General features: G+C 73.7%; 13 protein-coding genes. 11 read left to right on the top strand and 2 right to left on the bottom strand.

Annotation, left to right across the window (positions count from 1 at the left end):
• Positions 1–7 precede the first annotated feature (7 nt).
• From AC5WAM_RS14740 to moeZ, 11 genes are all read left to right on the top strand, one after another.
• The gene (locus tag AC5WAM_RS14740) at positions 8–1,345 is read left to right on the top strand and encodes a DUF3152 domain-containing protein (protein WP_495522845.1); all 1,338 of its coding nucleotides are present in this window, start codon (positions 8–10) and stop codon (positions 1,343–1,345) included.
• Positions 1,346–1,412: 67 nt separating this feature from the next.
• Positions 1,413–1,505, top strand: a complete 93-nt coding sequence (locus AC5WAM_RS14735; RefSeq protein WP_311775232.1) for an Ms4533A family Cys-rich leader peptide — start codon at positions 1,413–1,415, stop codon at positions 1,503–1,505.
• A gap of 207 nt (positions 1,506–1,712) precedes the next feature.
• Positions 1,713–3,437: an ABC transporter substrate-binding protein gene (locus tag AC5WAM_RS14730; protein WP_366790367.1), complete on the top strand. Its 1,725-nt coding sequence runs from the start codon at positions 1,713–1,715 to the stop codon at positions 3,435–3,437.
• 20 nt (positions 3,438–3,457) lie between these two features.
• Complete coding sequence (locus tag AC5WAM_RS14725; RefSeq protein WP_366790366.1) at positions 3,458–4,465, top strand: ABC transporter permease; 1,008 nt, start codon at positions 3,458–3,460, stop codon at positions 4,463–4,465.
• A 26-nt stretch (positions 4,466–4,491) separates the two neighbouring features.
• Positions 4,492–5,469 (top strand): ABC transporter permease, encoded by a 978-nt coding sequence (locus tag AC5WAM_RS14720; protein ID WP_366790383.1) that lies wholly within the window; start codon positions 4,492–4,494, stop codon positions 5,467–5,469.
• Positions 5,466–7,103, top strand: a complete 1,638-nt coding sequence (locus AC5WAM_RS14715) for a dipeptide ABC transporter ATP-binding protein (protein ID WP_495522844.1) — start codon at positions 5,466–5,468, stop codon at positions 7,101–7,103. The genes AC5WAM_RS14720 and AC5WAM_RS14715 overlap by 4 nt, the downstream gene beginning before the upstream one ends.
• 235 nt (positions 7,104–7,338) lie before the next feature.
• On the top strand, positions 7,339–9,093 hold the full coding sequence (locus tag AC5WAM_RS14710) for a glycosyltransferase (protein WP_495522843.1): 1,755 nt from the start codon (positions 7,339–7,341) through the stop codon (positions 9,091–9,093).
• On the top strand, positions 9,090–10,412 hold the full coding sequence (locus AC5WAM_RS14705) for a hypothetical protein (RefSeq protein WP_495522842.1): 1,323 nt from the start codon (positions 9,090–9,092) through the stop codon (positions 10,410–10,412). The genes AC5WAM_RS14710 and AC5WAM_RS14705 overlap by 4 nt, the downstream gene beginning before the upstream one ends.
• A gap of 288 nt (positions 10,413–10,700) precedes the next feature.
• A complete protein-coding gene (locus AC5WAM_RS14700; RefSeq protein ID WP_138961658.1) occupies positions 10,701–11,651 on the top strand; it encodes an NAD-dependent epimerase/dehydratase family protein in 951 nt (316 codons plus the stop codon).
• Complete coding sequence (locus AC5WAM_RS14695) at positions 11,639–12,451, top strand: spherulation-specific family 4 protein (protein WP_495522841.1); 813 nt, start codon at positions 11,639–11,641, stop codon at positions 12,449–12,451. Before AC5WAM_RS14700 ends, AC5WAM_RS14695 begins: the two co-directional genes overlap by 13 nt.
• Positions 12,452–12,514: 63 nt before the next feature.
• Positions 12,515–13,693 carry an adenylyltransferase/sulfurtransferase MoeZ gene (gene moeZ, locus AC5WAM_RS14690; protein ID WP_138961660.1) on the top strand — a complete coding sequence of 393 codons (1,179 nt, stop codon included), beginning with the start codon at positions 12,515–12,517 and terminating at the stop codon, positions 13,691–13,693.
• A 69-nt stretch (positions 13,694–13,762) separates the two neighbouring features.
• Here moeZ and AC5WAM_RS14685 read toward each other — a convergent pair whose 3' ends face one another.
• A complete protein-coding gene (locus tag AC5WAM_RS14685; RefSeq protein ID WP_495522840.1) occupies positions 13,763–15,361 on the bottom strand; it encodes an alpha/beta hydrolase in 1,599 nt (532 codons plus the stop codon).
• Positions 15,362–15,447: 86 nt separating this feature from the next.
• On the bottom strand, positions 15,448–17,037 hold the full coding sequence (locus AC5WAM_RS14680) for an alpha/beta hydrolase (protein WP_495522839.1): 1,590 nt from the start codon (positions 17,035–17,037) through the stop codon (positions 15,448–15,450).
• Between the last annotated feature and the right edge of the window lie 9 nt (positions 17,038–17,046).

The raw sequence follows: 17,046 nt of genomic DNA, 5'->3' as shown, positions 1-17,046 counted from the left end.
ACGCCGCGTGGGACGTCATAGCCGCCGGACCCCGGCCGACACGACAGACACCAGCAGCACCCCTGGCATACCCGAATCACAGGCGACCGAGCCCGGGACCGGCGGCGGCCGCCGCCGGAGCGGTGACACTCCCGCGCACGGCACGCCCCAGGTGACGCCGCCGCACGGCACGCCGCAGGCCACCCCGCCCCGTGGCGTCCCGCACGTGCGGGGCGGGCACCCCGAGCAGCGGGAGCCCGGGGGCGGCTGGGGCCCGGTCGGCGCCGCCGCGCCCCAGGCCAGGACCGGTGCGCCGCGATCGCGACGGGTGCCCGGGCCGAGACGGGAGGACGTCGCGGCCTTCGACGCCCTCGGTGCCCCGGACGGCTTCGAGGGCGCGGATGTGTTCGCGGCGGGTGCCACGCCCGTGCGGCGCCCCGCGCCCCGCGACCCGTACGCGTCCGTGACCGCCTGGGAGGCCGACGCCGGGGACGACGGCGACGGCACCGGCCGCTCCCCGGGCACCGCGGCCGACGGCGGGACCCCGTCGGGCGGGCGGCTCAGCAGCCGTACCGTCATCGGTGCCGCCGCCGCGACCGTGACCCTGGCCCTCGCCATCGTCGTGGCCGCCCAGGTCACCGACGACGGCAAGGGCTCGGGCTCCGACACCCGGGCCGCCGATCGCGGCGCGGGCGACGACCGGGACGCCCGCGGCTCCGCGTCGCGCTCGGACAACCGGCCCGCGCCGACCGACTCCGCGACCCCGGAGTCGTACGACGCGAAGATGGGCAAGAAGTACCCGCTGGACGCGAAGCTCGCCGCGTCCGGGCAGTTCGCGGCGATGCCCGGGTTCGACAAGGCGCCCGGCAAGGGGCAGAAGTTCCGCTACCGCGTCGACGTCGAGAAGGGCATGGGCCTGGACGGCGCCCTGTTCGCGCAGGCCGTGCAGAAGACCCTGAACGACAGCCGGAGCTGGGCCCACGGCGGGGCCCGCACCTTCGAGCGGATCTCCTCCGGGAAGCCGGACTTCGTCATCACCCTGGCGAGCCCGGTGACCACCGCGAAGTGGTGTGCGAAGTCCGGTCTCGAAACGCTCCAGCAGAACGTGTCGTGCGACTCGGCGTCCACCGACCGCATCATGATCAACGCCTATCGGTGGGCCCAGGGGGCCAAGACCTATGGCGACCGCATCCACCCCTACCGCCAGATGCTGATCAATCACGAGGTCGGCCACCGGCTCGGCCACGGCCACGTGGACTGCCAGCGCGACGGCGAACTCGCGCCCGTCATGCAGCAGCAGACCAAGTTCCTCGACCACGACGGGATCCACTGCAAGCCCAACCCCTGGGTGTTTCCCAAGGAGTGAGACGGCTTGGCTCGACGGGTGAGACATCGCGTTGACATTCCGCGAGGCATCGTCCATATTTCTCCGCATGTCGACCCGTCACGCCTCCCCGAGCGCCGCCCTTGAGCTGGCGCTGTTCGGCGTGACCGCGCTCTGCGTGGCCGATATTCACTGTCGCTGACGCCCGCCCCCGGCGAGTGCGTCGCGCTTCTTCTTCCTTCACCGCGTTCCGTGCCCCTGTGGGGCGCGCTCCCTGCGCGGCCCACGATGTGGTCAGGTGTCCGCATCCTGGACAGACGGTCTTGGACGTACGTGCCCGGGGCGGGCTCCCGCGCTTTCCTCCGCCCCCTCATCTCCTTATCTCCTGAGCTTTCCGAGAGGCACTCCGATGCGTCTGCGTCGTCAGAAGTCCGTCATATCCCGCCGCGTGGCAGCGGCATCCGCCACCCTGGTCGTCCTGGCCGCCGGCGCCGCCGCCTGCGGGCCCGAGGACGGCAACGACGCCGGAGGCGACGGCAAGGCCAAGAAGGGCGGCACGCTCACCGTCCTCAACCGCGAGCCCCAGAAGACCTTCGACCCCGCCCGCCTTTACACCTCCGGCGGCGGCAACGTGCCGAGCCTGGTCTTCCGCACCCTGACCACCCGCAACCGCGAGGACGGCGCCGAGGGCGCGAAGGTCGTCCCGGACCTCGCCGAGAGCCTCGGCAAGCCGAGCAAGAACGCCACGGTGTGGACGTACACCCTGAAGAAGGGCCTCAAGTTCGAGGACGGCACGCCGATCACGACCAAGGACATCAAGTACGGCATCGAGCGCTCCTTCGCGGCCGAGCTGTCCGGCGGCGCGCCCTTCCTGCGGGACTGGCTCATCGGCGGCTCCACGTACGAGGGCCCGTACAAGGACAAGAAGGGCCTCGACTCGGTCGAGACGCCGGACGAGCGCACCATCGTCTTCCGTCTGAACAAGCCCGTCGGCGACTTCGACTACGTGGCCACGCAGACGTCGTTCGCGCCCGTGCCGAAGGCCAAGGACAAGGGCACCAAGTACGAGGAGCACCCGATCTCCTCGGGCCCGTACAAGGTCGTCAAGAACACCAACGGAGGCGAGCGCCTCCAGCTGGAGCGCAACCCGCACTGGTCGGCGAAGACCGACGCCGAGCGCAAGGCCTACCCGGACAGGATCGACGTCCGCTCCGGCTTCAACTCGTCCGTCGTCAACCAGCGCCTCTCCGCCAGCCAGGGCGCCGACGCCGCCGCCGTCACCACCGACACCAACCTCGGCCCGGCCGAGCTCGCCAAGGTCACCGGCGACAAGAAGCTGGCCTCCCAGGTCGGCACCGGCCACTTCGGCTACACCAACTACCTGGCCTTCAACCCGAAGAAGAAGCCCTTCGACAACCCGAAGGTCCGCCAGGCCGTCGCCTACGCCGTCGACCGCTCCTCCGTCATCAACGCCGCGGGCGGCTCCTCGCTCGCCGAGCCCGCGACGACCTTCCTGCCCAACCAGGAGTCCTTCGGCTACCAGAAGTTCGACCACTTCCCGGCGGGCGCGAGCGGCAACCCGAAGAAGGCCAAGGAGCTCCTGAAGGAGGCCGGCTACAAGGACGGCCTGACCATCACGCTCACGCATTCCAACACCAAGAACTTCGAGACCAGCCCGGAGATCGCCACCGCCCTCCAGGACTCCCTGAAGAAGGCCGGCATCACCGTCAAGCTCCAGGGCCTGGAGGACAACGACTACGAGGACAAGGTCCACGACGCCAAGGACGAGCCGGGCCTCTTCCTCGCCCACTGGGGCGCCGACTGGCCCTCCGGCGGCCCGTTCCTGTCGCCGATCTTCGACGGCCGCCAGATCGTCAAGGATGGATACAACTTCAACTCCAGCTTCCTCAATGACAAGTCGGTCAATGCCGAGATTGACGCGATCAACAAGTTGACCGATCACGACGAGGCCGCCAAGAGGTGGGGCGCTCTTGACAAGAAGATCGGCGAGAAGGCCGTCAACGTGCCGCTGTTCCACCCGGTCTACAAGCGCCTGTACGGCAAGGACATCAAGAACGTCGTGATCAGCGACTGGACGGGCGTCCTCGACATCTCCCAGGTCGCGGTCAAGTAGGGCCCGTCGGTAGATCTGTCATGAGTGAGGCCCTCTTGGCCTCGGAGAGCGGGGGAGCGGACGCCGCCACGGCGTCCGCTCCCGGCTCCTCCGGGGCCCGTCAGTTCTGGCGGCGGCTGCGCACGCGCCGCGCCGCCCTCGTCGCGGGCGCGATCGTCGTCCTGCTCGTCCTGGTCGCGCTCGCCGCGCCCCTGCTCACCGCTCTGGAGGGCCAGGACCCCACCACGTACCACCCGGAGCTCATCGACTCCGCGCGCGGCGGCGTGCCCGTCGGCTCCTTCGGCGGCATGAGCGCCGAGCACTGGCTCGGCGTCGAGCCGCAGACCGGCCGCGACCTGTTCGCCCGCCTGGTGTACGGAGCCCGGGTGTCCCTCGGCGTCGCGCTGATCGCGACGCTGCTCCAGGTCCTGCTCGGCGTCGGCGTCGGACTCGCCAGCGGGCTCGGCAACCGCTGGGTCGACCTCGTGCTCAGCCGCGCCACCGACGTCATGGTGGCGCTGCCCCTGATGGTCCTCGCGCTCGGCCTCCTCGCCGTCGTGCCCAGCGACTTCCCGAGGCCCGTGCTCGTCGCGCTCGTCGTCGGCGTGGTCGGCTGGGGCGGCATGGCGAAGATCGTGCGCGCCCAGACCATCTCGCTCAAGGAGCTCGACCACGTCGCCGCGGCCCGCCTCAGCGGCTGGGGCGGGGTGCGCATCGCCCGCCGCGAGCTGCTGCCCGCGCTCGCCGCGCCCGTCATCACGTACGCCGCGCTGCTCGTCCCCACCAACATCACCGTGGAGGCGGCCCTCTCCTTCCTCGGCGTCGGGGTCAAGCCGCCCACCGCGTCCTGGGGCCAGATGCTCACCTCCGCCGACGTCTGGTACGAGGCGGCACCGCAGTACCTGCTGCTGCCCGCGGGCGTCCTGTTCGTGACCGTGTTCGCCCTGACCGTCCTCGGTGACGGCGTGCGCACCGCCCTCGACCCGCGCGCGGCCTCGCGGCTGCGGGTGGGCGCGAAGCGGGCCAAGAAGAAGGGGGCGCCGTCGTGAGCCCGGGCTCCGGATTCACCGGCTTCATGGTGCGGCGCGCCCTCGGCGCCGTCGTCACGCTGTTCGTCCTGTCCGTCGTCATCTACGCCGTCTTCTACGTCGCCCCCGGCGACGTCGCGCAGATCACCTGCGGCCCGCGCTGCTCGCCCGCCCAGGTCCAGCAGGTCTCCGAGCAGCTCAAGCTCGACGACCCCATCTACGCGCGGTACTTCGAGTTCCTGCGCGGCGTCTTCGCCGGCCACGACTACTCGACCGGCACCGGCGTGCTGCACTGCGACGCGCCCTGCCTCGGCCTGTCGTACCAGACCGACCAGCAGGTCACCGATCTGATCCTGAACAAGGTGCCGGTCACGGGCTCGCTCGCGCTCGGCGCGATGGTCCTGTGGCTGATCCTCGGCGTCGGCACCGGCGTCCTGTCGGCGTGGCGGCGCGGCCGCCCCACCGAGCGGATCCTGACCGCCGTCACGCTCGCGGGCACGGCGACCCCCGTGTTCGTCATCGGCCTGCTCCTGATGGTCCTGGTCTGCGGCCAGCTCCAATGGCTGCCGTTCCCGCAGTACGTGCCCTTCACCGAGGACCCGCAGCAGTGGGCGTGGAACCTGCTCCTGCCCTGGGTGTCGCTCGCCCTCATCGAGTCCGCCAAGTACGCGCGCCTGACCCGGTCCGCGATGCTGGAGACCCTCGCCGAGGACCATGTGCGCACCTTCCGCGCGTACGGGATCAGCGAGCGCTCCCTCGTCGGGCGGCACGCCCTGCGCGGCGCCCTCGCGCCCGTGATCGCGCTGACCGCCAACGACTTCGGAACCATGTTCGGCGGCGCCCTGCTCACCGAGACCCTGTTCGGCCTGCCCGGGCTCGGCCGCGAACTCGTGCAGGCCGTCCGGGTCGTCGACCTGCCGGTGGTCGTCGGCATGGTCCTCGTCACCGGCTTCTTCGTGGTCCTCGCCAACGCCGTCGCGGACGTGCTGTACGCGGTGGCCGACCGACGGGTGGTGCTCCCATGAGCCTCGACGACCAGCTCGTACACGTCGACGGCCTGAGCGTCGGCTTCGGCGACGTGCGCGCCGTGGACGACGTCTCCTTCACGCTGGCGCGCGGCGCCGCCCTCGCCCTCGTCGGCGAGTCGGGCTCCGGCAAGTCCACCGTCGCCTCCGCGCTGCTCGGCCTGCACCGGGACACCGGGGCGCGGGTCACCGGCGCCGTGCGCGTCGGCGGCGTCGACGTCACCGGGGCCGACGACCGCGAACTGCGGCGGCTGCGCGGCGGGATCGCCGCGATGGTCTTCCAGGACCCGCTGTCCTCGCTCGACCCGTACTACGCCGTCGGCGACCAGATCGCCGAGGTGTACCGCGCCCACTCCGGGGCCTCGCGCCGCGCGGCACGCGCGCGTGCCGTCGACGTCCTCGGCCGCGTCGGCATCGCCGACGCGGCGCGGCGGGCGCGCTCGCGCCCGCACGAGTTCAGCGGCGGCATGCGCCAGCGCACCCTGATCGCCATGGCCCTCGCCTGCGAGCCCGACCTGCTCATCGCCGACGAGCCGACCACCGCCCTCGACGTGACGGTGCAGGCGCAGATCCTCGACCTGCTGCACGAGCTGCGCGCGGAGAGCGGCATGGGCCTGCTCCTGGTCACCCACGACGTGGGCGTGGCCGCCGAGAGCGTGGACGACGTGCTCGTCATGCGGCACGGCCGCGTCGTGGAGCGCGGCGGCGTCGCCGACGTCCTCGCCGCGCCCCGGGAGGCGTACACCCAGCAGCTCCTGAGCGCCGTGCCGCGCGTCGACTCCGTACGGGACGACCGCTCCGGCGACCTCGGCGAGGTCGTCGTCGAGGCGCAGGGGCTGCGGCGCGAGTTCGGGCGCGGCAAGGGCGCCTTCGTCGCCGTCGACGACGTGTCGCTGACCGTGCGGCGCGGCGAGACCCTCGGCGTCGTCGGCGAGAGCGGCAGCGGCAAGACCACGCTGGGCCGGATGCTCGTGGGACTCCTGGAGCCCACCTCGGGACGGCTGAGCTTCGGCGGTGCCGAGAAGCAGGGCACGGGCCCCGTGCCGGGGGTGCAGATGGTGTTCCAGGACCCCGTCTCCTCGCTCAACCCGCGCCGCTCGGTGGGCGAGTCCGTCGCCGATCCGCTGCGGGCGCGGGGCGACCGCGACGAGGCCGCGATCCGCGCCCGCGTACGGGACCTGATGGAGCGCGTCGGCCTCGATCCGGCGCACTACGACCGCTACCCGCACGAGTTCAGCGGCGGCCAGCGCCAGCGCGTCGGCATCGCGCGGGCGCTCGCCGCCGAGCCCCGGCTCATCGTCTGCGACGAGCCGGTCTCGGCGCTCGACGTGACCACGCAGGCCCAGGTCACCGCGCTGCTCGCGGAGCTCCAGCGGGAGCTGGGGCTCGCACTCGTCTTCGTCGCGCACGACCTCGCGGTGGTGCGCCAGGTCAGCGACCGCGTCGCGGTGATGCGGCGCGGCCGGCTCGTCGAGTACGGCTCCGTGGACGAGGTCTACGACACGCCCCGGGACCCGTACACGAAGGACCTGCTCGCGGCCGTGCCCGCCCTCGACCCGGCGCTCGCCGCCGAACGGCGCGCGGCCCGTCTCGCCCGGTCAGGACCGGCCCCGGAGGAATTGGCCGTGGCATGACTCCGCGTGAGCGAGAAGGGCTCCCACGCGTCCCGCATGACGCTTTTCGTCGCGCTATGAGGCTTCTATAGCGCGACGGAACGCTACCGGCGCGGGAAAGTTACTGCTCTTCACCCCTTCTGGTGGCGCGATGGACAACCGTCCGTCGCGCCACCGGCATGTCCGCATACGTTCGTCCCGCTGCGAGCCGCCGGGCCAACGGCGGCTCCCCATAGGGCAGATCGGGGGTGCACGCGTGCGCATTGGACTGCTTACGGAGAGTGGTTATCCGTATGTGGGCGGTGAGGCCAGGCTCTGGTGCGACCGGCTCGTGCGCGGGCTCGGGCGGCACGAGTTCGACGTCTACGCGCTGAGCCGCAGCGCCCGCCAGGAGGCGCTGGGCTGGGTCGACCTGCCCCCGCAGGTCCGCCGGGTGCGGAGCGCCGCGCTGTGGGGCGAGGCCTCCGGGCGGCCGGTGCTGTGGGGGCGGCGCCGCGCGGGCCGACGCTTCGCCGAGTGCTTCACGGAGCTCGCGGCGGGGCTGACGGGCACCCCCGACGAGGGCGCGGCGGGCACGTCCGACGAGTTGGCGGACCGTTTCGGCAGCGGCCTCTACGGCCTCGCCGAACTCGCCCGCGACACCGGCGGGCTCGCCGGGGCCCTGCGCTCCGAGGACGCCGTACGCGCCCTGGAGAGCGCCTGCCGCGCGCCCGGCGCGCACCGCGCCGCCCGCGCCGCCCGCGTGCCCGACCTGCTCACGGTCGCGGCCGACCTGGAGCGGACCCTGCGCCCGCTCTCCCTCGACTGGTACGACGACGACACGCTCGGCGCCGTCGACCTCTGCCACGCCACCGCGGGCGGCGCCGCCGCGCTGCCCGGCCTGCTCGCCCGGCACTTCGCGGGCGTACCGCTGCTCGTCACCGAGTACGGCGTACGGCTGCGGGCGCACTACCTGGCGGGCACGGGCGCCGCCGAGGAGCCCGCGCCGAGCGCACCCGCGCGGGCGCTGCTCGCCTCCTTCCACGGCAGGCTCGCCGCCGAGACCTACCGCGAGGCCACCGTCATCACCCCCGGCAACGCGCACGCCCGCCGCTGGCAGGAGCGGTGCGGCGCCGACCGCGCCAAGCTGCGCACGGTCTACCCGGGCCTGGAGGCGGAGCGCTTCGCCGAGGTCGGCGAGCGCGAGGAGCCCGGCGAGCCGCACACGCTCCTGTGGGTCGGCCGGGTCGAGCCCGCCAAGGACCTGATCTCCCTCCTGCACGCCTTCGCCGAGGTCCGCAAGGAGGAGCCCCGGGCGCGCCTGCGGATCGTCGGCGCCCTCGCCGACGGGGACCGGGCCGCGGCGTACCTCGCCCACTGCCGGGCGCTCGCCGCGCAGCTGTTCCCCGACGAGGCCGAGGACGCGTACGCGGTCGGCGCCAACCCCGTCTCCTTCGAGGAGATCGGCGGCCCCGAGGCACCCGACCTCGCCGACGCCTACGCCGGGGGCGGCGTGGTCGTCCTGTCGAGCGTCGTCGAGGGCTTCCCCATCAGCCTCATCGAGGCGATGCTCTGCGGCCGCGCCACGGTCTCGACGGACGTCGGCGCGGTGGTCGAGGTCATCGGCGGCACGGGCCTCGTGGTGCCGCCCCGCAACCCCCGGGCGCTCGCGCAGGCGTGCGTGCAGCTGCTGCGCGACCCCGAGCGCCGCGCGCGCCTCGGTGCGGCGGCGCGGGCCCGGGCGCTCGAACTCTTCACGGTCGAGCAGAACATCGCGGCATTTCACGGCATTTACCTGGAGATCGTCTCGCACTGCCCGGTACGCCGCGAGACCGTGAACGAGGCGGGCGAACCGGTGCCGTTCGCCCACCCGGCCGAGGCGTCCGTGCCGGGCCGGTGGGCCGTCGGCGGCCGCCTCGCGGGCGCCGTCCCCCTCGGCAGGCCCGCCCCCCTCGGCCCCGCCGCGACCACCGCCCCGAGCTGGGCCGCCCGCTACGGCCTGCGGGGACAGCTGGGGGAGGTGGCGTCGTGACGGGACGTGACGCGGCCGCCGCGGCGCAGGGGCGTGGCACGGCGGCGCTGAGGGGCGGCGCGACCGGCCTGGGCGGGGGAGCGGAGGCCCCGGGCAGCTGTGCGACCGGCCCGGGCGGAGGCGTGGAGGCCCTGGGCGGCGGGGCGAAGGCCCCGGGCGGCAGTGCCTTCGCCCCGAGCCGTGGCACGCAGCACCCCAGGCGCGGCACGGGCGATCCCGTCAAGGCGCTGCTCCACCGGCACCGCGAGCTCTGCGAACGGGCCGTCGACCCGCTGGACATCGCGGCGGGCCTGGAGGCGCACGGCGTCACCGACCGCACGGCCGCGCGGTTCCGGCACCGCGACGTGTTCGCGCTCGCCGAGGAGATGTACGCGCGCGTGCCGCGCGACAGCGACGAGTGGGACGCCCTCGACGCCCCGGGGGACGGCAGCGCCGCCCTCCCGGCGGGCGCCGCCCCCGAAGTCCCCGCAGCCTGGCCGGTGTTCGCGCTGCTGCCCGCCGTGGTGTGCGCCCTCACCGTCACCGGACTCGCCCTCACCACGGGCGGCGTGCGCCTCGCGGTGGGCCTGGGCGGCGCGCTCGCCCTCGCCGCCACGGCCCGCGTCGCCCTGCGCCACGGCCCGCTGCGCACCCCGCGCCCCGCCGCGCCGGCCACGCGTGCGTGGACGTGCTGGCTGCTCGCGTACGCCCTGTTCGGCGAGGGGCTGCTGCGCGCCGCCGCGCCGGGCGGGCCGGACCGGGCCCTGCCGCCCTCGGCCCTCGCCGCCCTCGGGCTCGCCGCCGCCGTCGCGCCCGGCACGGCGTGCGCACGGCTGTTCACGGTGCGGGCCCGCAGGCGGCTCGGCAGGAGCCGCGGGCTCGCCGACTTCGCCGCGTCCGTACGGCCCCTCCTGCTCGGCGTGTTCGCGCTCTACGCGACCGCGGTGGGCCTGGTGCTGGCCGGAGCCGAGGCCGCGCTCGGCCTCGTCGGCGCGGCGGACGCGGGCGGCGCGGCGGGCACGGGCGGCGTGACCCCGTGCCTGGGCGTCGGGGCGCTGGCCGCGCTGCTGTGGCTCGGTCGCCTCCTCGCGGCGCACGGCTCCACGCGCGCGCCCGCCCTCGTGTACGCCGCGGTCGGCGCGACCGGGGCGGCGGCCCTGGCCCTCGCGTGGGCCGCCCGCCTTCCGGGCTGCGGCTTCCTCACCACGCCGGTGGAGACCGCGGCCCTCACCTGGGGCGTGCCCGCCGCCGTCTGCGGGGCGGGGGCCGCGCTGCTGCTGGCCCGCGCGGTCCGCGTGCTCGGCCGCGCCTCCGCGCACGCCTGCGGGGGTGCGGCATGAACGCGTGCGCCGCCGCTCAGCGTTCGCGGCTCCGGGGCTCGTGGCTCCAGGGCTCGCGGCTCCCGTGCCCGAGTCGTCAGCACCCCCGCGGCCACCCCTCCGATCACCCCGCCCCCGAACGGCCCGAACCCCCGTCCCCGCAGCCCCGGTGCGGGCCCCGGCGGCGCGGGCCCCGGTCGCGGCGGGCCGCGCCGGTCCATCCGTTACCCGAGACAGCCGGCACCACCCTGAAGGAGAAACACAGATGACAAGGCCCAGCATCCGAGCGTCCGTCCCCGGAGGCGCCCGATGAGGGTGTTGCTGATCGGAGCCAACGGATACCTCGGCCGGTTCGTCGCCGACCGGCTGCTCGCCGACCCGGCGGTCCAGCTCACCGCACTCGGCCGCGGGGACGACTCGGACGTACGGTTCGACCTCGCCAGCGGCAGCCCCGGCGCGCTCACCCGCTTCCTGGACGCCGTACACCCGGGCGTCGTCATCAACTGCGCGGGCGCCACCCGCGGCGGCGCCCGCGAACTGACCCGGCACAACACCGTCGCCGTCGCCACCATCTGCGAGGCCCTGCGCCGCAGCGGCTGCGGCGCCCGCCTGGTGCAACTCGGCTGCGGCGCCGAGTACGGCCCGAGCCAGCCCGGCTCGTCCACCGCCGAGGACGCCGTGCCACGGCCCGGCGGCCCCTACGGCGTCAGCAAACTGGCCGCCACCGAACTCGTCCTCGGCTCCGGCCTGGACGCCGTCGTCCTGCGGGTGTTCTCGCCCGCGGGCCCCGGCACCCCGGCCGGATCGCCGCTCGGCCGCCTCGCCGAGGCCATGCGCCGCGCCATGCAGTCCGGCGACGGCGAGCTCAAACTCGGCGGGCTCGGCGTCCAGCGCGACTTCATCGACGTCCGCGACATCGCGCGGGCCGTGCACGCCGCCTCCCTCTCCGCCGCCCAGGGCATCGTCAACATCGGCTCCGGGCGCGCCGTGCGGCTGCGCGACGCCGCCGCCGTGCTCGCCCGCGTCGCCGGCTACGGCGGCGCCCTGCACGAACTCGACCAGCCGCCCGGCAGGCCCGGCCTCCACCCGCGGGTCGACGCCGACCACGCCGCGCCCGCCGCCTACCCCTACCCGGACGGCTGCGGCAGCTGGCAGCAGGCCGACGTGCGCACCGCCCGCGACCGGCTCGGCTGGCGGCCGCGCATCAACCTCGAAGAGTCGCTCGCCGACATCTGGATGGAGGCCGCATGCCGCATCTAGGCCGCACACCGCGCCCCGGCCCCACCCCCCGGCCGGGCCGCGGACCGCGTCCCGCCGGCACGACGGCCCTCGGCCCGCGGACCGCCCTGCGCGTCGGCTTCGGCGTCCCCGGCACCGCCCACCCCCTGCTGGCCTCCGCCGAGTGGGCCGAACTCACCCGGTCCCACGACGCCTTGCACTGGGTCGTCCTGAACGTCGCGGGCGGCCCGGGCGACCGGCCCGACCCGCACTGCCTCGACGCCGCCGGACGACTGCGCAACGCGGGCGTCCGGGTCCTCGGCCACCTCGACGCGGCGTACGGCACCCGGAGTTTCGGCGAACTCGTCTCCGACGCCCACCGCTATCTCGACTGGTACCTCGTCGACGGCTTCTACCTCGCCCGCTGCCCGACGGAGCGCACGGCGCTGCCCGAGGTCCGGCGCACCGTCACCACCCTGCGCGCGCTCCTCGGCAGGGCCCACGTCGTGTTCGGGCACGGCACCCACCCGTACCCCGGATACATCGAGAGCGCCGACCAGTTGGTGACGTTCAGCGGCCCCTGGAGCGACTACCGCTGGTCCCAGGCCGCCGAGTGGACCGCCGACTACCCGCCCGAGTGCTTCTGCCACCTCGTGCACGGCGTACCGCGCGGCCACCTCGACGAGGCGCTGCGCGTCGCCCGCTGGCAGGGCGCCTCGACGATCTACTTCACCGACCGCGCGGACGGCGGCGGCAGCGGCGCGGGCGGCGACCCCTGGGAGGCCCTGCCCGGTTACTGGGACGAGATCGTCTCGCGCATCGGACCAGGTGTCTCGGAATGAAGAAGGCCGTGGCAGTGTTACGGAGAGAACAACCGTTCCGCATATCCGACCAACGGAGTCCCCGTGTCGCTGCCACCCCTGGTCGAGCCAGCATCTGAGCTCACCGTCGACGAGGTCCGCAGGTACTCCCGCCACCTGATCATCCCGGACGTCGGGATGGACGGGCAGAAGCGGCTGAAGAACGCCAAGGTGCTCTGTGTGGGCGCCGGCGGCCTCGGGTCACCGGCGCTGATGTACCTCGCGGCGGCCGGTGTCGGCACCCTCGGCATCGTGGAGTTCGACGAGGTCGACGAGTCGAACCTGCAGCGCCAGATCATCCACAGCCAGTCCGACATCGGCCGCTCCAAGGCCGAGTCGGCCCGCGACAGCGTCCTCGGCATCAACCCGTACGTGAACGTGGTCCTGCACGAGCAGCGGCTCGAAGCCGACAACGTGATGGACATCTTCAGCCAGTACGACCTGATCGTCGACGGCACCGACAACTTCGCGACCCGCTATCTGGTCAACGACGCGTGCGTGCTCCTGAACAAACCGTACGTATGGGGCTCCATCTACCGCTTCGACGGCCAGGCCTCGGTGTTCTGGTCCGAGCACGGCCCCTGCTACCGCTGCCTCTACCCGGAGCCCCCGCCCCCCGGCATGGTTCCGTCCTGCGCCGAGGGCGGCGTGCTCGGCGTGCTGTGCGCGTCCATCGGCTCCATCCAGGTCAACGAGGCCATCAAGCTCCTCGCGGGCATCGGCGAGCCGCTCGTCGGCCGCCTGATGATCTACGACGCCCTGGAGATGCAGTACCGCCAGGTCAAGGTCCGCAAGGACCCCGACTGCGCGGTCTGCGGCGAGAACCCCACCGTCACCGAGCTCATCGACTACGAGGCCTTCTGCGGCGTCGTGTCCGAGGAGGCCCAGGAGGCGGCCGCCGGTTCGACGATCACTCCCAAGCAGCTCAAGGAGTGGATCGACGCCGACGAGAAGATCGAGATCATCGACGTCCGCGAGCCGAACGAGTACGAGATCGTCTCGATCCCGGGCGCCAAGCTGATCCCGAAGAACGAGTTCCTCATGGGCACCGCCCTGCAGGGCCTGCCGCAGGACAAGAAGATCGTCCTGCACTGCAAGACCGGCGTCCGCAGTGCGGAGGTCCTCGCCGTTCTGAAGTCCGCGGGCTTCGCGGACGCCGTGCACGTCGGCGGCGGCGTGATCGGTTGGGTCAACCAGATCGAGCCCGAGAAGCCCGTCTACTAGACACCGGGCCCCAGGCCCACCGCCTCGGCCCCAGCGGCCCCCGGGTGACTGCCACCCGGGGGCCGTTCGTCATGGCGCGCAGACCTTGCCGTCGCGCGGGACCTCGCCCTTGAGCAGATAGTCGTTGACCGTGCTGTCGACGCAGTCGCTGCCGTTGCCGTACGCCCCGTGGCCCTCGCCCTTCCACGTCAGCTGGACGCCGACGCCCTCGCCCAGCTCGTCCGCCATCTTCCGGGCGCCCTCGTACGGCGTCGCCGGGTCTCCGGTGGTGCCGACGACCAGGATCGGGGCGGCGCCGGGAGCGCTCACCTCGGGCGTGTCCCGCAGACCGGCCACCGGCCAGTCGTGGCACCAGCCCGCCGTGTCCCAGGCCATGAAGCCGCCGAACACCGGCGATATCCTCCGGAACTCGGCGAGCCGCGCCTTGGCCTCGGCCGCCGTCGGCCGCTCCTTGGCGTCCCGGCAGGCGATCGCGCGCTGCGAGTGGCTCTGGGTGCTGTACGCGCCGGACGCGTCCCGGTCGTTGTACGTGTCGGCCAGTTCCAGCAGGCCCGTGCCGTCGCCCTTCTCGGCCTTCTCCAGGGCGTCGGTGAGCACCGGCCAGGTCTGCCTGCTGTACAGCGCGACCGTGATGCCCGTCGTCGCGAGGGCCTCGCCGAGCCTGCGGCCGGGCGTGGACGTCCGCAGCGGCTCGGCGTCCACGCGGCGCAGCAGCTCGGCTATCTTCCGCGTGCCCGTGGCGGGGACCTCTCCGGAGGACCTGAGGTAGTTCTCCAGGGCCCGCTGGAAGCCCCGGGCCTGGTTCCGCGCGTGGCCCACCGCGTCCGCCGTCGGGTCGACGACCGCGTCGAGGGTGAGGCGGCCCACCCTCTTCGGGAACAAGTGGGCGTAGGTGCCGCCCAGTTCGGTGCCGTACGAGATGCCGAAGTAGTGCAGCTTCTCGTCGCCCAGGACCTGCCGCAGGACGTCCATGTCGCGGGCCGTGTCGGCCGTCGAGACGTGCGGCAGGAGCTTCTTCGCGGCCCGCGCGCAGCCCGCGCCGAACGCGGCCGCGTCGGCCAGATACGCCTTCTCCTCGGCCGGGGTGTCCGGGGTGGGGTCCGTGTTCTCCGCCGCCTGGGTCCGCTTGTCGCTGCGGCAGCGCACGCCCTCGCTGCCCGCGACGCCGCGCGGGTCGAAGCTCACCAGGTCGTACCGCTCGCGCAGGTCGCCGTACGCGCTCGCGAACGCCGGGAGCATGGAGACGCCCGAGCCGCCGGGCCCGCCGAAGTTGAACACGAGGGAGCCGATGCGGTCGCCGCGCTTCTTGGCGGTGGACGCGGCGCGGATCAGGGCGATGCCGATGGTGTCGCCGTCCGGCTTCGCGTAGTCCAGCGGGACCTTGAGGGTCGCGCACCGCCATGGGCCGCCGGGCGGGGCGTCCTTGCCCGAGCCCTCGCACCTGCCCCAGTCGAGCCGCTGCGCGACCACGGTCGCGGGCAGCGTGGACGACGGGTCCGGCCGCGGCTCCGGGTCGGCGCCCTGGGCCGCGGGGCGCTCACCGCTGCTGCCGCCGTCCTTGCCGTCCTTGCCGCCCTTGTCGTCGGACGAGCCGGTGCACCCCACGGCGAGCGCGGCCACCAGGGTCGCCGCGGTGGCCAGGGCCGCCGACCGTACGAAACGCGGCATGTGTCGCTTCCCCCCTCGAAAGAACGTCCGGCCATCCTAGGCGGGGCCACTGACAGCGCCCCGGCACGCCCTCGGCCGCGCGCCCCTCAAGTGCCGGACGGGACCGCCGCCTTGCCCGGGCCGCAGACCGTGCCCGACGCCGGCACCGTGCCGTTCAGGAGGTAGCCGTCCACCGCGCCCCGCACACAGGTGTCCCCGCTGTCGTACGCGCCGTGCCCCTGGCCCTTGTACGTCAGCTCGACGCCCACGCCCTCGCCGAGCGCGTCGGCCATCTTGCGGGCGCCCTCGTAGGGAGTCGCGGGGTCCCCGGTGTTGCCGATGACGAGGATCGGCGCCGCCCCGGAGGCAGCGACGTCCGGGTGGTCGGCCTGGCCCGGCACGGCCCAGTCGGTGCAGCCGAGCATGCCCCACGCCAGATAGTCGCCGAACAGCGGCGAGGCCGCCCGGAAGCGGGGGAGCTTCGCCTCGACGTCGGCCGTCGTGTACCGGGGCTTGTCGTCGGCGCAGTTGATGGCGACGTTCGCGGCCGACAGGTTGCTGTACTCGCCGTCCTCGTTGCGCCCGTTCATCGAGTCGGACAGGAGCATGAGGATCCGGCCGTCGCCGTCGTAGGCCTCCTCCAGGCCCTCGGTGAGGTAGGGCCAGAAGTCCTGGGAGTACAGGGCCTGCACGATGCCGTTGGTGGCCGCGGTCTGGGTGAGGCGGCGCGGCGGCAGGCCGGGCAGCGGCCTCGCGTCCAGGTCCTTCAGGAGCTTGGCGATCCGGCTCTTCACGTCGTCCTCGGTGTCGCCGACGGGGCAGTCGTCCCGCTGGGAGACGCAGTCCTTCGCGAAGTTGTCGAGGGCGAGCTGGAAGCCCTTGGCCTGCCCGAGGGAGCCCTGTTCGGACGTCTCGGTGGGGTCGACGACCGCGTCGAACACGGCGCGGCCGACGTTCTTGGGGAACAAGTGCGCGTAGACCCCGCCGAGTTCGGTGCCGTAGGAGATGCCGAAGTAGTGCAGCTTCTTGTCGCCGAGCACCTGGCGCATCAGGTCCATGTCGCGGGCCACGTCGGTGGTGCGCACATGGGGGAGCACCTTGCCGGAGTTCTCCTCGCACGCCTCGTTGAAGCCCTTGACGTTGTCGATGAACTCCTTGCGCTCGGCCTCGTCGTCGGGCGTCGCGTCCTGCTGGAAGTACCTGTCGAGCTGCGCGTCGTCCTCGCACCGCACGCCGTCGCTGCGGCCGACGCCGCGCGGGTCGAAGCTCACCAGGTCGTACCGGGTGCGCAGCTTCGCGTAGTCGGCGCCGAACGCGGGCAGCGTGGTGACGCCCGAGCCGCCGGGGCCGCCGAAGTTGAACACGAGGGAGCCGACGCGCTTGTCCTCGGCGCCACTGGCCCGGGCGCGGATGAGCGCGATGCCGATCGTGTCGCCCTCGGGCTCGTCCCAGTCCAGCGGGGCCTTCATGGTGGCGCACTGCCACCGCGCGCCGCCGGGCAGCGGTGACGGGGCCCCGCCGCCGCCCTCGGCCGCGGACGGCGCCGGGCAGTCCTTCCAGCTGAGCTTCTGGTCCGGCCGGGCCTCGTCGGCGGCGTCGGCGCTGTCCGAGGCCCCGTCACCGCAGGCCGCGAGCGCGGAGGACAGCAGGACGGCGGTGGCGGCCAGGGCCCTGGCGCGCGGCGGGAGCTTGGGCATGGCTCCATC

It is taken from the genome of Streptomyces sp. JLYT201, from assembly GCF_059448825.1.
The sequence above is the reverse complement of the archived record's forward strand: the minus strand, read 5'-3'. Positions and strand labels throughout refer to the sequence as shown.